The organism is Streptomyces sp. NPDC031210 (assembly GCF_055570395.1).
This window is the reverse complement of record NZ_JBVIHH010000017.1, coordinates 81790-103015: the sequence shown is the minus strand read 5'-3', so window position 1 is coordinate 103015 and position 21226 is coordinate 81790. Positions and strand designations below refer to the sequence as shown.

The window sequence follows — 21226 nt, the reverse complement described above, 5'->3', positions numbered from 1 at the left end:
CAGAGGAGGACCTGTGACGACCAACGGCAGGGAGAGTTCGGCCGAACGACGGCCGACGCAGCTTTACACCGGTAGCGAGCGTCCCTTCGACCCGGAGGACCTGGTGAGGGCATCCGGGCGCGAGCCCACCCCCGCGACCCTCGCCTGGGCCAAGCGTCTGATCGATGAGGAGGGGCCCGCCGCCATCGAGCGGTATCTGCCCTGACGTCCCCCAGGGGCGCCGGCCCCGGGACGTCCGCACCACGGGACGTCCCCGGGACCGGCGCCACTGCCATGCCGCTGCCACGGCCGTGAGCCGGCCGGGCGCCCGCACGTCTGCCCGCGCCCGCACGCGAATTCACCCACACGGCGGAGCAGCCCTGCGTACCCTGGCCTCCCACCGGCCCCGTCCGCCGCAGCGGTTACCCCTGCGCGGGTCCGAGGGGCCGCCCGGGAAAGGGACCCCGCAGTGACCACCGAACGCATCGCCCCGCCCTCGGCCGCCGGAGAACGGGAGACGCTGCGCGCCTATCTCGACTTCCACCGCGCCACGCTCGCGATGAAGACCGAGGGCCTGGACGACGAGGACCTGCGGCGCCGGTCCATGCCGCCGTCCACGCTCTCCCTGCTGGGACTGGTGCGGCACATGGCGGAGGTGGAACGCACCTGGTTCCGCCGCGTCATCAACGGCGAGGACCTGCCGCTGGTGTGGTCGGACAAGGGCGACTTCCAGGCGGCGTACGACCCGACGGGCGCCACCGGGGCGGAGGCGTTCGCCGCCTGGCAGGCCGAGGTCGAGCACTCCCGCCGGATCGAGCGGGCGGCCGAATCGCTCGACGTGACCGCCTACCAGCCCAGGTGGGGCGAGGACGTCTCGCTCCGCCTGGTGATGCTGCACCTCATCCACGAGTACGCCCGTCACAACGGCCACGCCGACTTCCTGCGCGAGGGCATCGACGGCACCGTCGGCGCCTGAGCGGGACGGCGCCGGGAGCCGGACGGCCCGGGGAGCGGGTCAGTCGCGCAGCAGGCGGCGCAGCCAGCGCAGCGGGGCGGCGCGGGCGTCGCGGGAGAGGGCGGCGTGCGGGGCCAGGGATTCGAAGCCGTGGAAGCCGCCCGGCCAGACGTGCAGTTCCGCCCGGCCGCCGGCCTGCCACAGGCGGGTGGCGTAGTCGACGTCCTCGTCGCGGAAGGTCTCGACGGAGCCGACGGAGACATACGCGGGTGGCAGTCCGGACAGGTCCCGGGCGCGGGCCGGGGCGGCGTACGGCGACACGTCCGGGCCGCCGCGCCGCTCGCCCAGCAGGGCGGTCCAGCCCGTGTGGTTGGCCGTGCGGTCCCAGGGGGCCCGGCCGGCCATCTGGTGGCTGGAGGGGGTGTCGTTGCGGTCGTCGAGCATGGGGCACAGCAGGAGTTGGCCGGCCAGGGCCGGGCCGCCGCGGTCGCGGGCCAGCAGCGCGACGGCGGCGGCCAGGCCGCCTCCGGCGCTGATCCCGGCGGCCACGATCCGGGCGGGGTCGGCACCGAGTCCGGCGGCGTGGGCAGCAGTCCAGACCAGCCCGGCGTAGCAGTCCTCCACGGGCGCGGGGTGCGGATGTTCGGGGGCGAGGCGGTAGTCGGCGGACACCACGACGGCCGGCAGGTCCCGCGCCAGGTCGAGGAAGTCCTCGATGCCGGAGCGGTTGTCGCCCAGGACCATGCCGCCGCCGTGGAGGACGTAGAGGACGGGCAGCGGCGGGTGGGTTCCGGTCGGCCGGCAGACGAGCAGCGAGAGGTCCGGCGCGCCGGGCGGCCCGGGGACGGTACGGTCCTCGACGTCGAAGGCGCCGCCGCGGCGCAGCGCGTCGTCGCCGGGCCGGTGGAGCGCCGCGGCCTCGCGCATCCCGGAGATCATCCCGGGCAGCAGCGGGGGCGGCGGCAGTTCACCGAACTCCTCCAGGGCCGCCGCCAGTTCGGGGTCGAACGGCGGCGGCGGTCCCACCCGTGCGGACGCCGCACGGGGGGTGTCGGTGTCGGCCATCGGGCGTCTCCCTGCGTTCGCGGCTGCCCTGTCACCTCGGGCTTTCCACCTGCCATCCAAGCCCATCGCCGGGGCCGGGGTGAGGGTGAGTGCGCCGGTGGGTCGGCGGGCGGCGCGCTACGGCGGGAGCGGCGGCCCCGGCGGCGGGTCCTGCGCCGGGGCCGCCGCCGGTGGCCGGTCCGCGGTCAGATCAGGTCCATGGCCGCCACCTCGTCCGGGCGGCCGTAGCTGACCGGTCCCTGGAAGCGGTGGCGGGCGGTGGCGAACCACCAGACCGTGGCGATGATCAGCACCACCGCGAGGGCGATGGGCGCGTAGTTGAACGTCGTGGGGGTGATCGGGGACGCCTGCGGCAGCATGAAGAGGACGTTGCTGACGAGGATCCAGGTCACGGCGACCGCCGCGACGGGCTTTCCGTAGCGGCCCAGGTTCCACGGTCCGACCTGGAAGTCGTCCAGCCGCAGCCGGAGGAAGATCGGCACGCCGTAGGCGAGGAACAGTCCGACGACATTGACGCTGACGACGGCGGTGAAGGCGGTGTGGGACCACCAGCCCGGCAGGACCAGCACCAGCGGGCAGGCCGCGGCGAGCCATACCGCCTTGACGGGGGTGCGGGTGCGGGCGGACACCGAATGCCACCACCGCGAGCCCGGCATCGCGCCGTCGCGGGAGAAGGCGAAGATCTGGCGCGTATTGCTGGTCATGTTGGCGAGACCGCAGAAGAGCATGGCGCCGATAACGATCAACAGGAGCAGCTTGGCGGTGCTTACGCCGAGCGCGTCGATGAGAATCTGCACCGGCGGCGCCGAGGCGCTCGCGGCGTGGCCGTAGTCGCGGATCGCGTAGATCAGCGCGAGCATGAGGAGCAGTCCGGTGATCGCGGAGTAGGCGATCGCCCGCATGATGCCCTTGGGCGCGTTGACGGTGGCCTTCACCGTCTCTTCGGACATGTGGAAACTGCCGTCGAAGCCGGTGAACGTCCAACTCGTGACGAGCAGTCCCAGCATTCCGCCGTAAATGCCATTGGTGAAGCCGGTGTTGTTGGCGAAGTGGGTGAGGAACGAAGGCGACTGATGGCTCGTCGGTATCACGGTGAGTGCCACGACGATCACCACCATGCCGATCAGCAGCCACCACACGGATATCCGGTTCACCACGGCCACCAGTCGCACCGTGTAGGTGTTGGCGAGCGCCTGGAGGAGGAGGATGACGGCGGTGATGCCGACGGTCTGCTGCGCCGTCGCCTCGTAGGAGGGCCACTGCATGGCGATGAACGCCTGGATGAAGGTGGCGGCGGCGAAGTTGGTGGCGGCCGTGCCGCCGACCTGGCCGACGAAGTTCAGCCAGCCTGTGTACCAGGACCAGGCGCCGCGGTGCCGCTTGGCGAGCTTGCCCGCGGAGAAGTAGAGCGCGCCGCTGGTCGGGTAGGCGGAGGCGATCTCGCCCATCGCGGCGCCGACGAACAGCACCATGACCGAGACGCCGATCCAGCCGAAGACGAGGACGCGCGGGCCGCCGGCGTTCATGCCGAAGCCGAAGGAGGAGAAGATCCCGGAAATGATGTTGATGATGGTGAAGGAGATGGCGAAATTGTCGAATGCGCGGAATCGCCGGGTGAGTTTCCGCGGATAGCCCATCGCATGCAGGGTCGCGTCGTCGTCAAGGGTGACGGGGTCTGCGTCGTGGGGGGTTTTCGAGCGTGGGACAGCCGTGCGCTCGGACACAACCGAAACCTTTCTGCAAGAGCGTTACGGGGTACGGGACGGGAGTTCGCACGCCGCGGGTCAGGCGGCGTGCGGGACGGGAAGTCCGCAGGAGCGTCTGGCTTTGGTCAATTGCTCCTCCGGGTCCCCGAACGCACTCCAGGGCATGCGTGAGGCATAGGGCCCCATGGCGGTGAAGACTTCGCGTGCCTCGAATTCACGTTTCGCCATGAACAGCGCGTGGGCCAGATACGCCAGGTCCAGGACCGGCGTGAAACGGTAATCGGCCACCAGGGGAAACCAGTTGCGGTGAATGCTGGTGGCGGCGGTGACCCACTGCGGCTGCTCCCAGGTGTGGTCCGCCAGGAGCGCGGAGGGGTTGTAGTCCTCGACGAGGGCCACCAGCGGCAGCAGCCGGAGCGGGGAGGTGGCCGGTGCGCGCTGGCTCAGGAACGCGGCGACGTCCCAGCTCGCGCTGGAGGACCCGCCGTAGCGGGTGAAGAAGAAGGACAGGAAGCGGTGGTGGGCCTCGCGGTGCCAGGGGTCGAGGCGGAGGATGTGGGCGAAGAGGTACCAGGGGCCGGTGGGCGCGGTCAACAGGCCCTGGGGGGCGGGGTCCTGGGGCCGCTCCAGCCGCGCCAGGGCCAACTGCGCCGCCCACGGTGTGGGGTCGTCGGGCAGGAGCCGCGCGGCGCGCTCGCAGGCCGCCCGCGCTATCCGCACCAGGGCGCCCTGGCGGCGGTCGCCGGCGTCCGCCATGCGCAGGGCGCGGAGCATCGCGACCCGCGCCCACAGCAATGCCGCCTCGGGGCCGGGCTCTTCGGCAATCCAGCGCTCCGCCAGATCGGAGTCGGCCGCCTCGGAGGCCAGCACGAGCGACCGGTGGGCGCGTACCTCGAAATCCCCGCGGGTCTCCTTGAGTACCTCGTGGGCGCTGAAGTACCGGCCGGCCCGCACGTCCATACACGCGCGCGCCAACTGCCGGTCATTGGCTGCCGGACTCCACACGTACTGCCCCTCGAATGAGCCAGCCGCCATGATCCCCTCCCGGTCCTGAAGGCGCCATCATCCCCACGTTCACATTCCGTCACGCCGAATTCAGCCGGATCCCTCCCCAGATCCGAGCGGCAGCGGGCCACACCCTACTCATCATCATCACAAGACGAAAACAGTCGCCGGGAATATCTGGTTCCGCACGATTTCATCGCGGACGGATTTGAGACGGAGTCAGATGCCCCCGGACACCCCTCTACCGCCCCTCCGGGCGCGGTGGACCACGCCTTTTTCCGCTCCGTCAGACATTCATTTGACATATGCCCCTCTTCACCCCGCCTCCACAGATGTGCACGCCCGAGAGTCCCCGAGACCGGTGTCCGAAGGCAACCAATCACGGGTATCGGCCAGTTCGGCGACGCTTTCCCGCCATGCCGGACGGGGGACCCGGTGCGGGCGGCGGCAGCCGGGCGGGGTGGTCCGTACGGCCTGGCGGCCGGTGCGGATTTCGTTGCGCCCAGGCGGGGATCGGGGCGTCGGCCGCGCTGTGGAGCGGCTCAAGAGGACGCGTAATTAGCGGTAGCTACTTTCCGGAAGCGCGTGATCACATGTAGCGTTCGTCGGGACCGGAGCCGTGACTTCGCACTACGTCATGGCTGACGTACGGGCGTGGACGCGAGCGTTCTTCCGGCACAAACGGAGCGACCGGCCCCGCCGGGCCCACCCGCAGCCCGCGTGCCGGTTCGCCGACCGCCTCACCACCGGACGCGTTGCGCTCGTCCCGTAAGACATCCGTACACCGAACGTCGAGCACCGCCATGTCTGTCCGTACACGCCTGCTTTGCAAGAGGAATGGGCCCAGATCATGTTCTTGAAATCCTCGACGACCCTCGCCTCGCGACCGGAGGCCGACTTCCGGCCGGCAGACGCCGGGTCCGGCGAAGGGCCACCTGTGGCGGTCGACCGGCTCCCTGACGGGAAGTGGCAGCTCACCTTGCACGACCTCGAACCCGTCTCGGTCCACCGCCTGCCCTCCGACGAGGTCCACATCATCCTCGCGCCACCCCGTGACGAGCCCGCCCACCCCGCGGCCTCCGCCACCGCTCCGCCGCGCCGCGACCCGGTGCAGATCGACACCGAGGCCAGGACCGTGGCCATCGACGGGCGCCAAGTCAACCTTCCGCGCCTGGAGTTCGACCTGCTCGCCCACCTCGTGCTGCACCCCCAGCGCGCCTTCACCCGCGAGCAGCTCATGGCCGCCGTGTGGCCCTCCTGTGAGTCCAGCGCACGCACCGTCGACGTCCACATCGCCCGGCTGCGCCGCCGTCTGGGGCCGGGCCGTCGGGAGTCCATCAGGACCGTCTTCGGTATCGGCTACAAGTACCTGCCCACGCCGTAAGCCTCCGCGGGCCGCGCTCCACCGGCCCCCGTGAGACCCGTCCGCGCTCGACGCCGGGTATCCCTCACTGCTGCGCCGCTCCCCCTCCCACGGCACGCCGACCGCCGACGGGCGGGTCACGGGCGTCATCGCAGGGCGTGGACCCCGGCACGGAACACGGACGGCATCCTGGCCGCCGCCGGCACGATCAGGCGGGCGGCGGCCGGGCGGCCACTGAGCCGCACCAGACCCTCCGTCAGCAGGCGGTGCCGCCGCGACAGCCGCCGCCACTCCCCCTCGTACGCCTGCGGCCGCCCGGCCCGCAGACAGCGGACCGCCGCTTCCGCCGAGGCCAGCGCCAGCGCGATGCCCTCACCGGTGAGCGCGTCGACATAGCCGGCCGCGTCCCCGACGAGCAGCACCCGGCCCGCGCTCCGGCGGCGGGCTCGCTGCCGGAGCGGACCGGCACCCCGTACAACGCCGGCCACGGGCCCGGCCAACAGTGGGGCCAGGTGGGGAAATTCGGCCAGATGCGCGTCGAAATCACGCCGTACGGCGCTGAGCACCGCCACGCCCACCAACTCCTCGCCGACCGGCGTCACATACGCCTCCCCCTCCCCGGGCCGAACCGGCCAGTGCACCTCGACGAAATCCGTCCACGGCGGCACCCGGTAGTGACGGCGCAGACCGTAGCGCCGGGGGCGGCGGACGGGCAGCTCCAGGCCGAGTGCGCGGCGCAGGGGCGAGTGCAGACCGTCCGCGGCGACCAGCCAGCGGGCCCGCAACCCCGCCGCGGACACCCCGTCGTCGCTCTGGCGGACCTCACCGACCCTGGCCGTCACGGTCTTGACGCCGAGTTCGGCGGCCCGCCAGGCCAGCGCGCCGTGCAGCACGGTGCGCCGCACGCCCAGGCCCCGGCCGCCCCGGAAGGGCGCCTCGGCGCGGTGGCGCCCGTCGGTGTAGCGGATACCGCGCAGCGCCCGGCCCTCGGTGAGGTCGACGCCGAGCGCGCGCAGGGCGCGGACGCCACCGGGCATGACGCCCTCGCCGCACGCCTTGTCCACGGGTGTGGTGCGCGGTTCGACGACCACCGCCTCCAGGCCGGCGAGTGCCGCGTGGATGGCGGTGGCCAGTCCGGCGGGTCCGCCGCCCGCCACGAGCAGGTCGATCACCGCGCGGCGCCCGTGGTGCCGGTGAGGGAGCCGGTGGGGCGGTCCGGGGCGTCCCGGCCGGCCAGTGCCCGGTTCTCGCAGCGGATCCGCACGGTGAGCAGCGCGGCGTTGAGCACGCCGAAGACGACCGCGGTCAGCCAGGCGCCGCGGACGAGGGGCAGGGCGAGCCCTTCCGCCACCACGGCGACGTAGTTGGGATGGCTCAGCCGGCGGTAGGGGCCCTCGCGGACCAGGGGGAGGCCGGGGATGACGAGGACGCGGGTGTTCCAGCGGGGGCCCAGGGTGCGCACGCACCACCAGCGCAGGGCCTGCGCGGCTCCGACGACGGCGGTCATCGTCCACCCCAGGACGGGGTCGAACGGCCGTCCGGCGGCCCAGGCTTCGGCCAGGCACCCGGCCAGCAGTCCGGAATGGAGCGCGACCATGGCCGGATAGTGCCGGCGTCCCGCTTCGACGGCGCCGCGGGCCGCGCTCCAGCGTGCGTTGCGGCGCGCGACGCGGAGTTCGGCGAGGCGCTCCACACCGACGGCCAGCACCAGCACCGCGTACCAGAACATCGATATCCCCCTTACCAGCGCAGCAGGACCAGTTCGGAGCAGAATCCGGGGCCCATGGCGAGCAGCAGTCCCGGAGTGCCCGCGGGCGGCCGTCGTTCGGCCAGGGTGTCGCGCAGGACGTGCAGCACGGAGGCCGAGGAGAGGTTGCCCACCGCCGCCAGCGAGCGCCAGGTGACGTCCAGCGCGCCGTCGGGCAGGTCGAGGGCCTCCGCCACCGCTTCGAGCACCTTGGGGCCGCCCGGGTGGGACACCCAGGCGGTGATGTCCTCGCGGCGCAGGCCGTGGTCGGCGAGGAAACCGTCGACGTCGCCGGCGAGGTTCTTGCGGACGACGTCGGGCACCGCGGCGTCGAGCACCACCCGGAAGCCGGCGGCGGTGACGTCCCAGCCCATCACCCGCTCGGTGTCCGGATAGAGGTGACTGCGGGTCGCGACCACCGTGGGGCCGGCCGCCTTCGGACCGCCCTCGGCCGTCCGGCGCGCACCGCAGGCGACCAGGGCGGCGGCCCCGTCGCCGAACAGGGCGGTGGCGATGAGGTTGGCCGTCGAGGCGTCGTCCCGCTGGAAGGTGAGGGTGCACAGTTCGACGGCCAGCAGGACGGCCACGTCGTCGGGCCGGCCCAGCAGGTAGTCGTGCAGCCGGGCGATCCCGGCGGCGCCCGCCACGCAGCCCAGTCCGAAGACAGGCAGCCGTTTGACGTCCGGGCGCATCCCCAGCCGGGTGGCCAGGCGCGCGTCGACGGACGGGGTCGCGATGCCGGTCACGGAGGTGAACATCAGCAGGTCGACATCGCGCGGCGAGAGTCCGGCGGCCTCCAGCGCGGCGCCGACGGACCGCTCTCCCAGGCTCACCGCGCCGGCGATGAACGCGTCGTTGACCTCGCCGAAGTCACGGAAGGCCGGGTAGCGGTCCAGGGGCAGCGCCGTGTGGCGGGTGTCCACCCGCGCGCTGTGGTGCAGCCGGTCCAGGACCCGCCGGTCGCTCCCACCGGGCAGGCAGGTGCGGGCCACCATGTCGGTGATCTCTCGTTGCGGATGCCGGTGCGGAGCGAGCACTCCATGGACGGCTGCGATGCGGGTCATCTGCGGTCCGAGGGGGGAGACGGTGACGCGTGACCCTCCAAGGGATGCCCCCGGCCGGTACGGCGTGACACCGGGGCGCGGCAGAAGTCGCCCGTCCGGCGGCAGACGGCGCCCGGCCCGGTCGAGGGCGGGCGGTCGGGCGGCATGGCGCGCCCGGGGGCGGCGGGACGCGTGCCAGCATGCGCGCGTGGACGTCATGGACCGGAACGAGGCCGCGGGCTCCGGGGCGCGGCCGTGGCGGGCGGTCGGCGGGTTGCTGAGGGCCTGTCATCCGGGGCCGACCGCCGTGGTGACGCTGCTGGTGGGCGCCCTGGCGGTGGCCGCCGGGCAGAGCGCGGCCGGCGCGCTGCTGGCGGCCACGGCCGTTCTGGCGGGCCAGTTGTCGGTCGGCTGGAGCAACGACGCCCTCGACGCCGCGCGCGACGCCGCCACCGGCCGGCGTACGAAGGCGGTGGTGGCCGGCGCCGTGCCCGCCGGTTCCGTGGGCGCCGCCGCGTCGGCCGCCCTGGCGCTCTGTCTGCCGCTGTCCTTCCTCTATGGACCGCTCGCGGGGGCGGTCCATCTCCTGGGGGTCGCCGCGGGCTGGGCGTACAACCTGGGGCTGAAGGCGACCGCGCTGTCGTGGGTGCCGTACGCCGTGGGGTTCGCGTCGCTGCCGGCCTTCGTCACCCTGGGCCTGCCCGGCCGGCCGTGGCCCGCCTGGTGGGTCGTCACCGCCGCCGCGCTTCTGGGGATCGGCGCGCACCTGGGGAACGTCCTGCCGGACATCGCCGGCGATCTGGCCACGGGTGTGCGGGGCTGGCCGCAGCGGCTGGGGCCGCGGCTGTCGGCGGTGCTGCTGCCCGTGCCGCTCGTCGCGGCCACGGCGGTGCTGGTCTGGGGCCGGCCCGGGCCGGTCGGCACCGCCGGGCTCCTTGCGGTCGCGGTGTCCGTGGCGGTGGCGGCCGGCGGGGCGCTGCTGGGCCGTACCCGGCCGAAGGCGCCGTTCGCCGGGGCGATCGTGGTGGCGGCGGTGGATGTCGCGCTGTTGCTGGGGCGGGGCGAAGCCCTGGTGGCGTGAGCGGCGGCGGAGGCGGGCAGCGAGTCGACAGGCAGCCGAGCTGACGGCTCGTCAAGTAGTTCCCCGACGAGATCATCTTGCTGGGATCTGGCCAAAGTTGGCGCGCCGAGTGCGATCGCGGGCCCGACGGCATTGCCCTGCGTTGACATTGACTTGGCATTCCCTTTACCTTCGGGGGGTGCGGCATCTATGCAGGTCAACGCCGCATATCCCCACTCTTTCCGGAGGTTCCCATGGAGCAGCTCATCAAGAAGATGGCCCAGGACGACGTCTGGCGGAGCTGGCTCGCCGCCAACTCGGCGCAGTCGGCCAAGGACGGCTGCATCAGCGCCGCCCCCAAGTCCGGCTGCATCAGCGTCGCCAAGACCGGCTGCATCTCCTGACCGTCCGCTGACCGGCCGGGAGCGGTCCGACGGCGATTTCCCCCGCCGTCGGGCCGCTCCCTGGTGCGGCGCCCCCACACCCGCCAGCAGGGCCGTTTTCGAGCGCAGATGAGGAATTCCATGGACGGTCAGCCGACTGCCGAGGTCATCGAGCAGATACGCGACATCCCGATCTACCGCCGGTCACTGGCACAGGGCCACTTCCCCGTACTCGACAAGCCGGAGATCGCGCGGGGGTTCCCCGACAACTGGATGACGCCCCGGCTGGCGGCCGCGCTGGAGACCGGCGAGGCGGAGTTCGTGCTCTCCACGGGCACCAACCATGCCCGTATGCAGCTCATCCGGCCCCCGTATTTCCTGCTGCGGTCCTACTACCAACTGTGGAGCGAGCACCCGGACATCGCCGGGACCTGGGAGGCGGACTGCCGCCGGCTCTCCCTCACCACGGTGCTGGCCACGGAACACGTCGCCCGCGTGAACGCCAAGAAGCGCGGCCAGGAGCCGGAGCCGGTCCCCTCTCCGGCGGACCGGTGGCTCGACGCGCGAACCTGCTACCTCAATCTGCGACTCGACCCCGCACTGTGGGAGCGCGCCGACGTCGAGCGGATGCTCGCGGAGATCCGGACGGCGGTGCGCGAGCACCCCCGCGGCTGGTATCACCTCGACTGCTCCGGCTCCCATCTGGCGCATCTGGTGCGGAAGGTGAGTGAATGGGGGCTGTGGGACGACTTTCCGCCGCCGGCCAGCATCATCCACGCGTACGAATACACGCCGGTCAACGTCCGGCGGTATCTGCGACAGCATTTCGCCTGCCCGATCATCGATCTGTTCGGCAGCACGGAACTGGGCTATCTCTTCTTCAGCGACCGCCGGGGCCGCTACCGGCCGCATCTGGACAAGATGAGCGTCGAACTCCTCCCGGTCGCCCCGGACAGCACGATTCACCAACTCATCGTCACCAGTGTGCGCAACCCCTACATGCCGCTGGTCAGGTACCGCTCCGGCGACTGCGTGCGCACCACGGACGGGACGCCCGACCCCGCCAAGATCTCCCAGTTCTGCGGCCGGGAAAAGGAATTGCTCGACACGCCGCGGGGGCCCGTCGCGCAGGGCGACCTCGACCTGTGCGTCGGAGACGTCTCCCCGCACGTCTTCCTCCACCAGTTGCGGGTGACCGGGGACGACGAGGTCGTGCTGGCGTACACGACCTTCCACGGCGCCCCGGTCGAGGCGGCCGAGGCCGAGGCGCTGGAGAGCGGCGTCGGCGAACTGACCGGCCGCCGCTGCCGGGCCGAGCACCGGGCGCATCTGCCCATCGGCCCGTCGGGAAAGTACGCCTGGCTCGCCCACGACGCCCCCAGCGTGTGAACCGACCGACACCGGAGTAGGAGATCCATGACCAGTCAGCCGCAGATATCCGCCGACGACCTCAAAGCCCTGCTCGGCGACGCACTGCACACCGAGGTGGTGACGCACTTCGCCGAGAAGAGCGAGGCGCCGCGGGAGTTCGTGGAGCGCCAGGTCACCGAATGCCTGCGGTATCTCTACCTGGTGTCCCGCCACCGGGACCGGCTCAGCGGTCTTTTCCTGCCGGTCGAGCAGGACATCGACGAGATCTGGCACTACCTCATTCTCCAGACCCGCGAGTACCGCGCGCTGTGCGAGGAACGTCTGCCGGGCCGCTTCTTCATCGAGCACCGCAGCATCGCCTACGAGACCTACCAGAGCGAGCCGGGCCGCGAGCGGGCCCTCGAAGAGGCGCTGCGCTGGATTCCGCTGTACTGCCGGGAGTTCGGCGCGTTCGACGAGGACGCGCTGCCGCACTGGACGATCGTCCGCTTCCTGCACCAGCGCATGGGAATGTCGCTGCGGGAGATCGCCGCGCTCGAACCGGCGGCGGCGTAGAGACGTGACCGTCACCGACGCGGCCGGAGCCGCCGAAACACCCACGCCGGGCACACCGGCCCCGACGCGCGACGCGCCGGAGCAGCGGAGGATTCTGGCGGTCCTGGTCGTCTCGCAGCTCCTGAGCGGCGCGGGCCTGGCAGCCGGGATCACCGTCGGCGCGCTGCTCGCCGAGGAGATGCTGGGCTCGACCGGCCTCGCGGGCGTGCCCAGCGCCCTGTTCACCGCCGGGGCGGCGCTCGGTGCCGCCGGCATCGGCCAGGTGTCGCGGCGCTGGGGCCGGCGCCCCGGCCTCGCGCTCGGCTACGCCGCCGGCGCGCTCGGCAGCGCCGGGGTGGTGGCCGCCGCCGCCCTGAACAGCGTCGCGGCCCTGTTCGTATCGCTGCTCGTCTACGGCGCCGGTACCGCCACCAACCTGATGGCCCGGTACGCCGGGGCTGACCGGGCCGCGCCCGAGCGCCGGGGCCGCGCCGTGAGCACGGTGCTCGTGGCCACCACGCTCGGCGCGGTCGCCGGTCCGAACCTGGTGACCGTCACGGGCGACGTGGCACATACATGGGGCATTCCCCGGCTCGCCGGCCCCTTCCTGCTGGCCACCGTCGCGTTCGCGGCGGCCGCCGTCGTCCTGGCCGCCCTGCTGCGCCCCGACCCGCTGCGGCCGGCCCGCGAGCCGGCCGGGGACACCGCCGCGTCCGACGCCCCCGCCCGCACCGAGACCGCCACCGCCCCGCCGCCCGGCCCGGCCGCCGCGCCCGCCGGCTCCCCCGCACACCCACCGCGCTCCGGCCTGGTCACCGGCACCACGGTCATGGTGCTCAGCCAGCTCACGATGATCGCGGTCATGACGATGACGCCCGTGCACATGCGCGCGCACGGACACGGCACACAGGCGGCCGGGCTGGTCATCGCCCTCCATGTGGGCGCGATGTTCCTGCCCTCCCCGCTCAGCGGCCTGCTCGTCGACCGGGTCGGGCGGCACAGGATGGCCGCGGCGTCCGGCCTGACGCTGCTCGCCGCCGGCGTCCTCGCCGCCCTGGCCCCGCCCCAGTCCGTGCCCGCCCTGGCCGCCGCCCTGGTCCTGCTCGGCCTCGGCTGGAACTTCGGTCTGGTCAGCGGCACCGCGCTGGTCACCGACGCGCTGCCGCCCGATCGGCGGGCCGCGACGCAGGGACTGGTGGACGTGGGCATCGCGCTCGCCGGCGCGGCCGGCGGCCTGTCCTCGGGTCTGGTCGTGGCCGGCGGCGGCTTCCCGACGCTGGCGCTCGCCGGCGGGGCTCTGGCGCTGGCGAGCGTGCCCGTGGTCGCGTGGGCGGCCCGGTCCGGCAGGCGCGGGTGACGCGGGTTGACGTAACAGCTACCGGACACCGGGCAGCCGGCCGCACGGCCACCGGACACTCCCCCGCCACCGGCGGCGAAAACCACGAAAAGTTGGCGTCATTTCTCGTTATCCCGTGGGAAACACCGATGTTGCAATGTTGGAGCAGCTTTAACCGTGTGGACCATCCACCATGACGGGCCGGCCGGGCAGGACGCCGAGGCAGCCGGACGCCCCGTCAGCAGGCCGATGCGGAGGGCGATGATGCGGAGGGCCCAGGGCACGCCCGGCATTCCGCTCAGCCGTCTGTGCCACCTGCCGCTGACCGCACTCGCGCTGATCCTGACGTTCCTGCTGGGCAATGCGACGATGACGCCCGGCACGGCGACGCCCGCGCTCCCGGCCACCGCCGCCCTCAAACCCGCGGGCGTCCCGCCGGCCGTCGACGCCGCCCACGACACCGACGCGGACAGCGCCGAGGACGACGCCGAACGCGGACAACCGCGCCGGGTCGCGCGGGCCCGCGTCGGAATTCCGCAGCACACCGGCCGGTTGATGCCGCCGTGCCGCAGCGATGCGGTGGGCGGCGCCGTCGCCGGGGCCGCCCCTCCCGCGGCGGCCGGCTTCGCCACCGCCGCGTCGAGACCGCTGTCCCTCCCCGTCCTGCACTGCGTCTTCCGCTGCTGAGCGCGACCGTGGTGGCACCGCCATCCACCACGCATCCGGTATGTCGCATGTTTTCCGCCACCCCGCGTGGCTCACTCATCAGCAGGAGACCTCCAGATGGAGACCTTCGTTCAGCATGCCCGGGGCCTCACGGCCCGTATCGCCGACCGGCGCGAGGAACGCGAACGCTACGGCCGCCTGGCCGACGGCCAGTCCCCTCTCGCCCTGTTCATCACCTGCTCCGACTCCCGGGTCGTTCCGTCGCTGATCACCGGCGCGGAGCCCGGCGAACTGTTCGAACTGCGCACGGCCGGCAACGCCGTGCCCGCCTACCAGGAAGGCACGGCGAGCGCGGAAGCCGCCACCATCGAGTACGCGATGCGCGTGCTGGGCGTCGCCGACATCGTGGTCTGCGGTCACTCGCACTGCGGCGCGGTCGGCGCGAAGATCCGCGACGAGGACCTGGCCGGCGTGCCCGCCGTACGGGACTGGCTCGCCCAGCAACTGTCCGACGAGCTGCCGCGCGACGCGGAGCCGACGGTCCGGGCGGCCGTCCAGCAGCATGTGTGCGAGCAGTTGGACCGGCTGCGCGGCCACCCTTGCGTGCGTGAGCGGCTGGCCGCCGGTGAAGTGACCTTGCACGGCTGGTTCTACGAGGTGCACACCGGCACCGTGTCCGCGCTTCGGCCGGGCACCGACACCTTCCTCCCGCTGTGAGGGCCGGCATGCGCGTCATGAAGCGACTCGCCCCGTTCCGGGCGGATTTCACCGCCTCCCTCGTGGTCTTCCTCGTCGCCGTCCCGCTGTGCGTCGGCGTGGCCGTGGCCTCCGGCGTCCCGGCCGAACTCGGGCTCGTCACCGGCATCGTCGGCGGCCTGCTCACCGGGTTGCTGCCGGGCAGCAGCCTCCAGGTCAGCGGCCCGGCCGCCGGCCTGACCGTGCTCGTCTTCGAAGCGGTCAGAGAGTACGGCCTCGGCGCGCTCGGCGCGCTGGTGCTCGCCGCCGGCGCCTTGCAACTGGCCATGGGCGCCCTCAAGCTGGGGCGCTGGTTCCGGGCCATTTCGGTGGCCGTCGTCCAGGGCATGCTGGCGGGTATCGGCCTGGTGCTGATCGCCGGGCAGCTCTACGCCCTCGCGGACGCCAAGGCGCCGGGCGGCGGGCTCGCCAACCTCGGGGGCCTGCCGGACCTGGTCGCCACCACGGCCCGGTCCGGCGGCGCGCTGGCCGCGCCGGCCATCGGTGTCACCACCATCGCCGTCCTGGTGCTGTGGCCCCGCTGGCGGCGTGCGGCGCGGGTACTGCCCGCTCCGCTGGCCGCCGTCGCCCTCGTCACCGTTGCCGTATGGGCGTGGGATCTGCCGGTCGCCCGCGTCCGGGTGAGCGGTCTGCTCGACGCGATCCAGCCGCCGGGTCTGGCCGACATCGGCCGGCTCACCGAGATAGGCGTGCTGGGCACCGTCCTGGCCTTCACGCTGATCGCGTCCGCCGAATCGCTCTTCAGCGCGGCGGCGGTCGACCGGCTGCACGACGGGCCGCGCACCGACTACGACAAGGAGCTGATGGCGCAGGGCGCCGGCAACGCCGTCTGCGGCCTCCTCGGCGCGCTGCCGATGACCGCCGTCATCGTCCGCAGCGCCGCCAACGTCCAGGCGGGTGCCAGGACGAAGGCGTCCCGGGTGCTGCACGGCGTGTGGCTGCTGGTGTTCGCGGCGGCGTTCCCGGCGGCGCTGGGCGTGGTGCCCGTCGCCGCGCTGGCCGGCGTACTGGTGCACGCGGGCTTCAAGCTCATCCCGCTGCGGGACCTGCGGCCGTTGTGGCGCGACCACCGGGGCGAGGCGGTCGTGCTGTTCGTCACCGCACTCGCCATCGTCACGGTCAACATGTTCGAGGGCGTCCTCATCGGGCTCGTGATGGCCATCGTCAAAACGGCGTGGGAGACCTCGCACGTCCATCTGGAGGTCGATATTCCGGAGGACGAGGCGGAGCCGGTCCGGGTGCGGGCCCTGGGCAACGCCACCTTCCTGCGGCTGCCCAAGCTCCTGGACCAGTTGGCGGCGCTGCCCGCCGACCGGGACGTCGTCCTCGTCCTCAGCGGCCTGCGGCATCTCGACCACGCCTGCGCGGCCGCCCTGACGAACTGGGAGGAGCAGCACCGGCGCGACCGGAAGTCGGCGGAACTCGTCTCCTGAAGGACCGGGACCGGCATCGAGGACTCGGGACCGGGTATCGGAATGATTGTGCGTCCTCCGGTTGTTCCATGAAGATCACGGCCGGCGGGGGCGGTACGCCGTCCCCGCCCGGCCGTGGCCGACATGACATGGGATTTCGACGACGAGGACGGACGGTTATGCCTCTTCACGGCGAGTACGAGCCCAGCCCGGAACAGTGGGTGCGCGATCAGGTCGCGTTGTACGAGAGTTCCGGGGGCACCGAGGGCACGACGATGCGCGGTCTGCCCGTGGTCATCCTCACGACCCGGGGCGCCAAGAGCGGCCAACTGCGCAAGACCCCGCTGATGCGGGTGGAGCACGAGGGCGACTACGCCGCCGTGGCGTCCTTGGGCGGGGCGCCCAAACACCCGGTCTGGTACCACAACGTGGTGGCGGATCCGCGGGTCGAGCTTCAGGACGGCCCGGTGCTCAGGGATATGACGGCCCGTGAGGTGACGGGCGAGGAGAAGGCCCTGTGGTGGGGCCGGGCGGTCGAGGCGTATCCCGACTACGACGACTACCAGAAGAAGACCGACCGGGAGATCCCCGTCTTCGTCCTGGAGCCGGCGGCCACCCCGCACTGACCGGCCGGGGGCCACCGCTGCCTCAGAGCGGCACCAAAGAGACCTCGGTGGCCTTGACGCTGGTCCAGACGGGAACGCCGTCGGCCAGGCCGAGTTCGGCGGCGGCCTGCGGAGTGATCTCGGCGACCAGGTCGGGGGCCTCCTCAGAGGTGATCAGGACGCGGAGCCTGCTGCCGGCCGAGGTCAGTTCGCGGACGGTACCGGGCCAGACGTTGCGGGGACTGCCGCCGGGCTTGCCGACGTGGACGGACACCGCCTCCGGCGCGATGATCGCCAGCGCCTGCGTGCCGTCGGGCAGGCGGTCGGCGACGACGAGACGGCCGCCGCCGGCGAGGGTGAGGCCGTCGTCGGTGGCGGTGCCCGGCCAGGCGTTGCGGCCCAGCATCCGGGCCACCCAGGGCGAGCGCGGGTGGCGGGTGACCTCCGCGGGCGGCGCGTCCTGGAGCGTACGGCCGTCATCGAGGACGAGGACCCGGTCGGCGAGCGAGACCGCTTCGACCGGATCGTGGGTGACGATCAGGCAGACCCCGCCGAAGCCCGCGAGGTGGCCGCGCAGGGTGTGGCGGACGTGCGCGCGCGTCGTCTGGTCGAGGGCGGCGAGCGGCTCGTCGAGCAGCAGCAGCCGCGGGCTGGCCGCCAACGCCCGTGCCAGCGCGACGCGTTGGGCCTGCCCGCCGGAGAGCTGGGCGGGTTTGCGGTGCGCGAGGTGCCCGACGCCCAGCCGGTCGAGCCACCGCTGCGCCCGTGCCCGGGCCTCGCCGCGCGGCACGCCGTGGGCACGCAGCCCGTAGGCGGTGTTGGCCAGGGCGGCCAGATGCGGGAAGAGCGCGCCGTCCTGGGGGACCCAGGCGACGCCGCGGCGGTGCGGGGGCAGAGCGGAGACATCGTGTTCGCCGAGCCGGAGCGTGGCGCGGGCGCGCGGGGTCAGACCGAGGAGGGCGCGCAGCAGCGTGGTCTTGCCGGCGCCGTTGGGGCCGACGACGGCGAGGGTGGTGCCGGGCTCGGCGTCCAGAGTGAGCTGGGTGAAGCCGGTGACGTCGGCGTGCAGCCGCCAGCGCTCCTGGGGGGCGCGCCGTGTGGCATCGGCCGGCCCGGCGTCCACGGCCGACGGCGGAGGCGCGTCGTCGGGGGCTGGCGTGGCGGCCGGGCGGCCCGGGCGGCCGGCGCCGGCGCCGGTCCAGCGGCCGCGCAGCGCCACCAGGACGGCCATGGCGATGGCGAGCAGCAGCAGGGAGACGGAGGTGGCGGCTTCCGGGGAGCCCTGGAGCAGCAGGTAGACCTGGAGCGGCAGGGTCTGGGTGGTGCCGGGCAGGTTGCCGGCGAAGGTGATGGTGGCGCCGAACTCGCCGAGCGCCCGGGCCCAGGTGAGCGCGGCGCCGGCGGCCAGGCCGGGCGCGACCATGGGGAGGGTGACGGTCCGAAAGACCCGGACGGGTGACGCGCCGAGGGAGGCGGCGGTCTCCTCGTAGCTCGGCCGCAGTCCGGCCAGGGCGCCTTCCAGGCTGATGACGAGGAACGGCATCGCCACGAAGGTGGCCGCCACGACGGCGCCGGAGGTGTGGAAGGGCAGGGTGAGGCCGAAGGTGTCCTCCAGCCAGGGGCCGAGCAGTCCGCGCCGGCCGAAGCCGAGGAGCAGCGCCACGCCGCCGACGGTCGGCGGCAGCACCATCGGCAGCAGCACCAGCGAGCGGACCAGGGCCTTTCCGGGGAAGGAGACCCGGGCCAGCAGCCAGGCGAGCGGCACCCCGAGCAGGAGGGAAAGCCCCAGCGCCCAGCAGGAGACGACCAGCGAGAGGCGAAGCGCCTCGGTGACGCCCGGGCTGGTCAGGTGGGTGCCCAGATCGCTCCAGGTGGTGCGGGCGAGGATGCCGATCAGCGGCATCAGCAAGAACGCGACCGCGAGCAGCGCGGGCACGGCCAGGGCCACCGGGGTGCGGGGGCCGGGCACCGGGCGCCGGGCCGCCGAGGGCCGGCGGAGTGCAAGGGGGCGTCTCATCGGGTTTCCCGGGATCGGAGCGGGTCGGCAGTGCGGTTGCGGGCCGCCGGGCGGCGCGAAGGGGCCGCCCGGGGCTGTCCGCTCCCCCGAGCCGGACAGTCCCGGGCGTCCACGCGGCGCCTACGGCTGCTGGAAGCCGGCCTCGCGCAGGATCTTCTGTGCCTTGGGCGTGCTCAGCCACTTCACGAACGCGGCCGCGGCATCCGGGTGCTCCGACGTCTTCAGCGTCGCGGCCGGGTAGGACGCGACGGCGTTCTGCTTGTCGGGGATGGCGACGGCGTCGACCTTGCCGGGCGCGGTTTCCGCGTCCGTCTTGTAGACGAGTCCCGCGTCGGCCTCGCCGAGGGCCACCTTGCTGAGCACGGCGCGGACGTTCGGCTCCTGCGAGACGGGCTTCACGTGGAGGTCCCGGGCGTCCAGGATCTTCTTGCCGTAGCGGCCGACCGGCACCTCGGGGGCGGCGAGAACGACCTTCACGTCGCCGCGGGCGAGGTCCGTAAGGCTGCGGATCTTCTTCGGGTTGCCCTCGCCGGTGGCGATGACCAGCCGGTTCTTGGCGATGACGGTCGGCGTGCCGGTGTCGGCACGGAGTCCGTCCATCGTCTTGGTGTCGGCGGTGACCAGGGCGTCGGCGGGGGCGCCCTGCTCGACCTGGGCGGCGAGTTCCTGGGAGCCGGCGAAGGAGAACCGCAGCTCGGTGCCCGGGTGCTCCTTCTCGTAGGCGGCGCCGGCGGTCTTGAACACGTCCGTCAGGGACATGGCGGCCAGCACGGTGATCCGCGTCCGGGTCGCGCCGCCGGACTTGTCGGCGGCGCCGTCCTTCCGGCCGTCGGCTTCCCCGTCGTCGCCGCAGGCGGCGAGCGGCAGGAGGAGGGCGGCGGTCACGAGCGCGGCGGCGGCGCGGCGGCGGGTGAGGGCAGGGGGCATGGGAGCGGACTCCTTGGTGCGCGGGGCGGCGGGTGCCGCCGTGCGGAAGGGAAAGCCGCGCCGGGGACGGCGACGCCGCTGGGTGGGGACGGGGGTGCGGTGGGGTGCTGCCTGGGCCGTGGCCGTGGCGCGGTGGCCGTCAGCCGCGGTCGATGTGCACGCTGGTGGATTTCACCCGTGCCGTGGCCCGCATGCCGACTTCCAGGCCCAGTTCCTCGACCGCTTCCCGGGTGAGCAGGGAGACCAGGCGGTGCGGCCCGGCCTGGATCTCGACCTGCGCCGCCACGTCGCCGAGCTTCACGCCGGTGACGATGCCGGGGAAGGCGTTGCGCGCGGAGGTGTAGGAGGCGTCTTCCTCACCGCCGCCGCCCGCCGCGACCTCGACGGAGAAGGCCGCCAGGTCGCGGCCGTCGATCAGGCGGCGGCCGCTGTCGTCGCGGTGGGTCGCGACCCTTCCGGCGTCCGCCCAGCGGCGCGCCGTGTCGGGGCTGACGCCCAGCAGACGCGCCGCCTGGCCAATCGTGTAGGACTGCATATGCGCCACGATAGGCGCGGGCGGCTCGCATCTACAACCTATTGGTCGCTTATGCCTAGCAGACACCACCCTGGCCGGAGGAAGCACCGAACCGGCCCGCGTGGCTAGAGTGCGGAAACACGGGACATAACGGAACAATCCACCCTGTCTCCGATGCAGCCTCCGCTCCCCCACTCCCCGCAGGTGAGGCCCCCATGAGCCTGAGCACGCGCAATCAGCTCCCCGGCACGGTGACCGCGGTATCGCACGGCGAGGTCATGGCGGCCGTACGCGTCCGCCTGGACGGCGGCCAGGAGCTCACGTCCGTCATCACCCGGGAGGCGGTGAACGAGCTGGGGCTGGCCGCCGGGTCCGCGGTGCGCGTCCTCATCAAGTCCACCGAGGTCTCCCTCGCCACCGGCACGGTGGACGGCCTGAGCATCCGCAACCGGATCTCCGGCACGGTCAGCGGCATCGCCACGGGCGGCGTAATGGCCGGGGTCAAGGTCACCGTCCACGGCGGCGAGCTGACCGCCGCGGTCACCAAGGACGCGGTCCAGGACCTGGGCCTGGCCACCGGCTCCCCGGTCACCGCGCTGGTGAAGTCGACCGAGATCGCGCTGGCCACCGCCTGAGTCCGGGGAACGACACCCCGGTTTCACCCTGTTGAGCGGCCCGCGTCCGTGCGCCCGGCGGCCTGACGGACGGTCCGCCCTCACCCGATCACCACAACTGGCCGGTTCTTACGGGTCGTTGAGGGCTCCGGCAACCCTTCACACACA

At 73.1% G+C, this 21226-nt stretch carries 22 protein-coding genes; 13 read left to right on the top strand and 9 right to left on the bottom strand.

Going from position 1 to position 21226, the window contains the following annotated elements:
* The first annotated feature begins 13 nt into the window (after positions 1-13).
* Together ACZ45Z_RS27560 and ACZ45Z_RS27555 are read left to right on the top strand one after the other, a co-directional pair.
* A complete protein-coding gene (locus tag ACZ45Z_RS27560; protein WP_468367745.1) occupies positions 14-205 on the top strand; it encodes a hypothetical protein in 192 nt (63 codons plus the stop codon).
* Positions 206-448: 243 nt separating this feature from the next.
* Positions 449-955 (top strand): DinB family protein, encoded by a 507-nt coding sequence (locus ACZ45Z_RS27555; RefSeq protein WP_468367742.1) that lies wholly within the window; start codon positions 449-451, stop codon positions 953-955.
* 39 nt (positions 956-994) lie between these two features.
* Here ACZ45Z_RS27555 and ACZ45Z_RS27550 read toward each other — a convergent pair whose 3' ends face one another.
* From ACZ45Z_RS27550 to ACZ45Z_RS27540, 3 genes are all read right to left on the bottom strand, one after another.
* Entirely contained in the window at positions 995-1999 is a 1005-nt protein-coding gene (locus ACZ45Z_RS27550; protein ID WP_468367739.1) for an alpha/beta hydrolase, read from the bottom strand.
* A gap of 185 nt (positions 2000-2184) precedes the next feature.
* Positions 2185-3636, bottom strand: a complete 1452-nt coding sequence (locus ACZ45Z_RS27545) for an amino acid permease (protein WP_468367919.1) — start codon at positions 3634-3636, stop codon at positions 2185-2187.
* A gap of 147 nt (positions 3637-3783) precedes the next feature.
* Positions 3784-4740, bottom strand: coding sequence for a hypothetical protein (locus ACZ45Z_RS27540; RefSeq protein WP_468367736.1), 957 nt, complete (start codon positions 4738-4740; stop codon positions 3784-3786).
* An 820-nt stretch (positions 4741-5560) separates the two neighbouring features.
* Between ACZ45Z_RS27540 and ACZ45Z_RS27535 the strand changes: the two genes are divergently transcribed.
* A complete protein-coding gene (locus ACZ45Z_RS27535) occupies positions 5561-6094 on the top strand; it encodes a winged helix-turn-helix domain-containing protein (protein WP_468367733.1) in 534 nt (177 codons plus the stop codon).
* A gap of 125 nt (positions 6095-6219) precedes the next feature.
* Here ACZ45Z_RS27535 and ACZ45Z_RS27530 read toward each other — a convergent pair whose 3' ends face one another.
* Genes ACZ45Z_RS27530 through ACZ45Z_RS27520 form a run of 3 tightly spaced genes read right to left on the bottom strand, consistent with a single transcriptional unit; the run spans position 6220 to position 8884 of the window.
* The gene (locus ACZ45Z_RS27530) at positions 6220-7245 is read right to left on the bottom strand and encodes an NAD(P)/FAD-dependent oxidoreductase (RefSeq protein ID WP_468367730.1); all 1026 of its coding nucleotides are present in this window, start codon (positions 7243-7245) and stop codon (positions 6220-6222) included.
* A complete protein-coding gene (locus tag ACZ45Z_RS27525) occupies positions 7242-7802 on the bottom strand; it encodes an isoprenylcysteine carboxyl methyltransferase family protein (RefSeq protein WP_468367727.1) in 561 nt (186 codons plus the stop codon). Before ACZ45Z_RS27525 ends, ACZ45Z_RS27530 begins: the two co-directional genes overlap by 4 nt.
* Before the next feature lie 11 nt (positions 7803-7813).
* Positions 7814-8884, bottom strand: coding sequence for a type III polyketide synthase (locus ACZ45Z_RS27520; protein WP_468367725.1), 1071 nt, complete (start codon positions 8882-8884; stop codon positions 7814-7816).
* A gap of 196 nt (positions 8885-9080) precedes the next feature.
* Here ACZ45Z_RS27520 and ACZ45Z_RS27515 point away from each other — a divergent pair, with 196 nt between their 5' ends.
* The 9 genes from ACZ45Z_RS27515 to ACZ45Z_RS27475 all read left to right on the top strand — a co-directional run bounded on the left by ACZ45Z_RS27515 (position 9081) and on the right by ACZ45Z_RS27475 (position 17007).
* On the top strand, positions 9081-9944 hold the full coding sequence (locus ACZ45Z_RS27515) for a UbiA family prenyltransferase (RefSeq protein WP_468367917.1): 864 nt from the start codon (positions 9081-9083) through the stop codon (positions 9942-9944).
* A 233-nt stretch (positions 9945-10177) separates the two neighbouring features.
* The gene (locus tag ACZ45Z_RS27510; protein WP_468367723.1) at positions 10178-10327 is read left to right on the top strand and encodes a hypothetical protein; all 150 of its coding nucleotides are present in this window, start codon (positions 10178-10180) and stop codon (positions 10325-10327) included.
* A gap of 120 nt (positions 10328-10447) precedes the next feature.
* Complete coding sequence (locus tag ACZ45Z_RS27505; RefSeq protein WP_468367721.1) at positions 10448-11695, top strand: hypothetical protein; 1248 nt, start codon at positions 10448-10450, stop codon at positions 11693-11695.
* Between the two features lie 27 nt (positions 11696-11722).
* Positions 11723-12232, top strand: coding sequence for a glycine-rich domain-containing protein (locus ACZ45Z_RS27500; protein ID WP_468367719.1), 510 nt, complete (start codon positions 11723-11725; stop codon positions 12230-12232).
* A gap of 91 nt (positions 12233-12323) precedes the next feature.
* Complete coding sequence (locus ACZ45Z_RS27495) at positions 12324-13568, top strand: MFS transporter (RefSeq protein WP_468367914.1); 1245 nt, start codon at positions 12324-12326, stop codon at positions 13566-13568.
* A 156-nt stretch (positions 13569-13724) separates the two neighbouring features.
* Complete coding sequence (locus tag ACZ45Z_RS27490) at positions 13725-14234, top strand: hypothetical protein (protein ID WP_468367717.1); 510 nt, start codon at positions 13725-13727, stop codon at positions 14232-14234.
* Between the two features lie 96 nt (positions 14235-14330).
* Positions 14331-14930: a carbonic anhydrase gene (locus ACZ45Z_RS27485; RefSeq protein ID WP_468367714.1), complete on the top strand. Its 600-nt coding sequence runs from the start codon at positions 14331-14333 to the stop codon at positions 14928-14930.
* A gap of 17 nt (positions 14931-14947) precedes the next feature.
* Entirely contained in the window at positions 14948-16402 is a 1455-nt protein-coding gene (locus ACZ45Z_RS27480; protein WP_468367712.1) for a SulP family inorganic anion transporter, read from the top strand.
* Between the two features lie 158 nt (positions 16403-16560).
* The gene (locus ACZ45Z_RS27475) at positions 16561-17007 is read left to right on the top strand and encodes a nitroreductase family deazaflavin-dependent oxidoreductase (RefSeq protein ID WP_468367709.1); all 447 of its coding nucleotides are present in this window, start codon (positions 16561-16563) and stop codon (positions 17005-17007) included.
* Positions 17008-17029: 22 nt separating this feature from the next.
* Here ACZ45Z_RS27475 and ACZ45Z_RS27470 read toward each other — a convergent pair whose 3' ends face one another.
* From ACZ45Z_RS27470 to ACZ45Z_RS27460, 3 genes are all read right to left on the bottom strand, one after another.
* Positions 17030-19003 (bottom strand): ABC transporter permease, encoded by a 1974-nt coding sequence (locus ACZ45Z_RS27470; RefSeq protein WP_468367707.1) that lies wholly within the window; start codon positions 19001-19003, stop codon positions 17030-17032.
* Between the two features lie 120 nt (positions 19004-19123).
* Positions 19124-19930: a molybdate ABC transporter substrate-binding protein gene (gene modA / locus ACZ45Z_RS27465; RefSeq protein ID WP_468367705.1), complete on the bottom strand. Its 807-nt coding sequence runs from the start codon at positions 19928-19930 to the stop codon at positions 19124-19126.
* 139 nt (positions 19931-20069) lie between these two features.
* A complete protein-coding gene (locus ACZ45Z_RS27460) occupies positions 20070-20465 on the bottom strand; it encodes a TOBE domain-containing protein (RefSeq protein WP_468367702.1) in 396 nt (131 codons plus the stop codon).
* Between the two features lie 194 nt (positions 20466-20659).
* Here ACZ45Z_RS27460 and ACZ45Z_RS27455 point away from each other — a divergent pair, with 194 nt between their 5' ends.
* Positions 20660-21079, top strand: a complete 420-nt coding sequence (locus ACZ45Z_RS27455; RefSeq protein WP_468367700.1) for a TOBE domain-containing protein — start codon at positions 20660-20662, stop codon at positions 21077-21079.
* Positions 21080-21226: the final 147 nt, after the last annotated feature.

Bases quoted from the DNA above. Each gene is read 5' to 3' on its own strand.
- ACZ45Z_RS27515 (WP_468367917.1), top strand. From the start codon at position 9,081: ATGGACCGGAACGAGGCCGCGGGCTCCGGGGCGCGGCCGTGGCGGGCG.
- ACZ45Z_RS27545 (WP_468367919.1), bottom strand. From the start codon at position 3,636: ATGGGCTATCCGCGGAAACTCACCCGGCGATTCCGCGCATTCGACAAT.
- ACZ45Z_RS27485 (WP_468367714.1), top strand. From the start codon at position 14,331: ATGGAGACCTTCGTTCAGCATGCCCGGGGCCTCACGGCCCGTATCGCC.
- ACZ45Z_RS27470 (WP_468367707.1), bottom strand. From the start codon at position 19,003: ATGAGACGCCCCCTTGCACTCCGCCGGCCCTCGGCGGCCCGGCGCCCG.
- ACZ45Z_RS27475 (WP_468367709.1), top strand. From the start codon at position 16,561: ATGCCTCTTCACGGCGAGTACGAGCCCAGCCCGGAACAGTGGGTGCGC.
- ACZ45Z_RS27550 (WP_468367739.1), bottom strand. From the start codon at position 1,999: ATGGCCGACACCGACACCCCCCGTGCGGCGTCCGCACGGGTGGGACCG.
- ACZ45Z_RS27540 (WP_468367736.1), bottom strand. From the start codon at position 4,740: ATGGCGGCTGGCTCATTCGAGGGGCAGTACGTGTGGAGTCCGGCAGCC.
- ACZ45Z_RS27505 (WP_468367721.1), top strand. From the start codon at position 10,448: ATGGACGGTCAGCCGACTGCCGAGGTCATCGAGCAGATACGCGACATC.
- ACZ45Z_RS27460 (WP_468367702.1), bottom strand. From the start codon at position 20,465: ATGCAGTCCTACACGATTGGCCAGGCGGCGCGTCTGCTGGGCGTCAGC.
- ACZ45Z_RS27455 (WP_468367700.1), top strand. From the start codon at position 20,660: ATGAGCCTGAGCACGCGCAATCAGCTCCCCGGCACGGTGACCGCGGTA.
- ACZ45Z_RS27480 (WP_468367712.1), top strand. From the start codon at position 14,948: ATGAAGCGACTCGCCCCGTTCCGGGCGGATTTCACCGCCTCCCTCGTG.
- ACZ45Z_RS27510 (WP_468367723.1), top strand. From the start codon at position 10,178: ATGGAGCAGCTCATCAAGAAGATGGCCCAGGACGACGTCTGGCGGAGC.
- ACZ45Z_RS27500 (WP_468367719.1), top strand. From the start codon at position 11,723: ATGACCAGTCAGCCGCAGATATCCGCCGACGACCTCAAAGCCCTGCTC.
- ACZ45Z_RS27535 (WP_468367733.1), top strand. From the start codon at position 5,561: ATGTTCTTGAAATCCTCGACGACCCTCGCCTCGCGACCGGAGGCCGAC.
- ACZ45Z_RS27525 (WP_468367727.1), bottom strand. From the start codon at position 7,802: ATGTTCTGGTACGCGGTGCTGGTGCTGGCCGTCGGTGTGGAGCGCCTC.
- ACZ45Z_RS27520 (WP_468367725.1), bottom strand. From the start codon at position 8,884: ATGACCCGCATCGCAGCCGTCCATGGAGTGCTCGCTCCGCACCGGCAT.
- modA (WP_468367705.1), bottom strand. From the start codon at position 19,930: ATGCCCCCTGCCCTCACCCGCCGCCGCGCCGCCGCCGCGCTCGTGACC.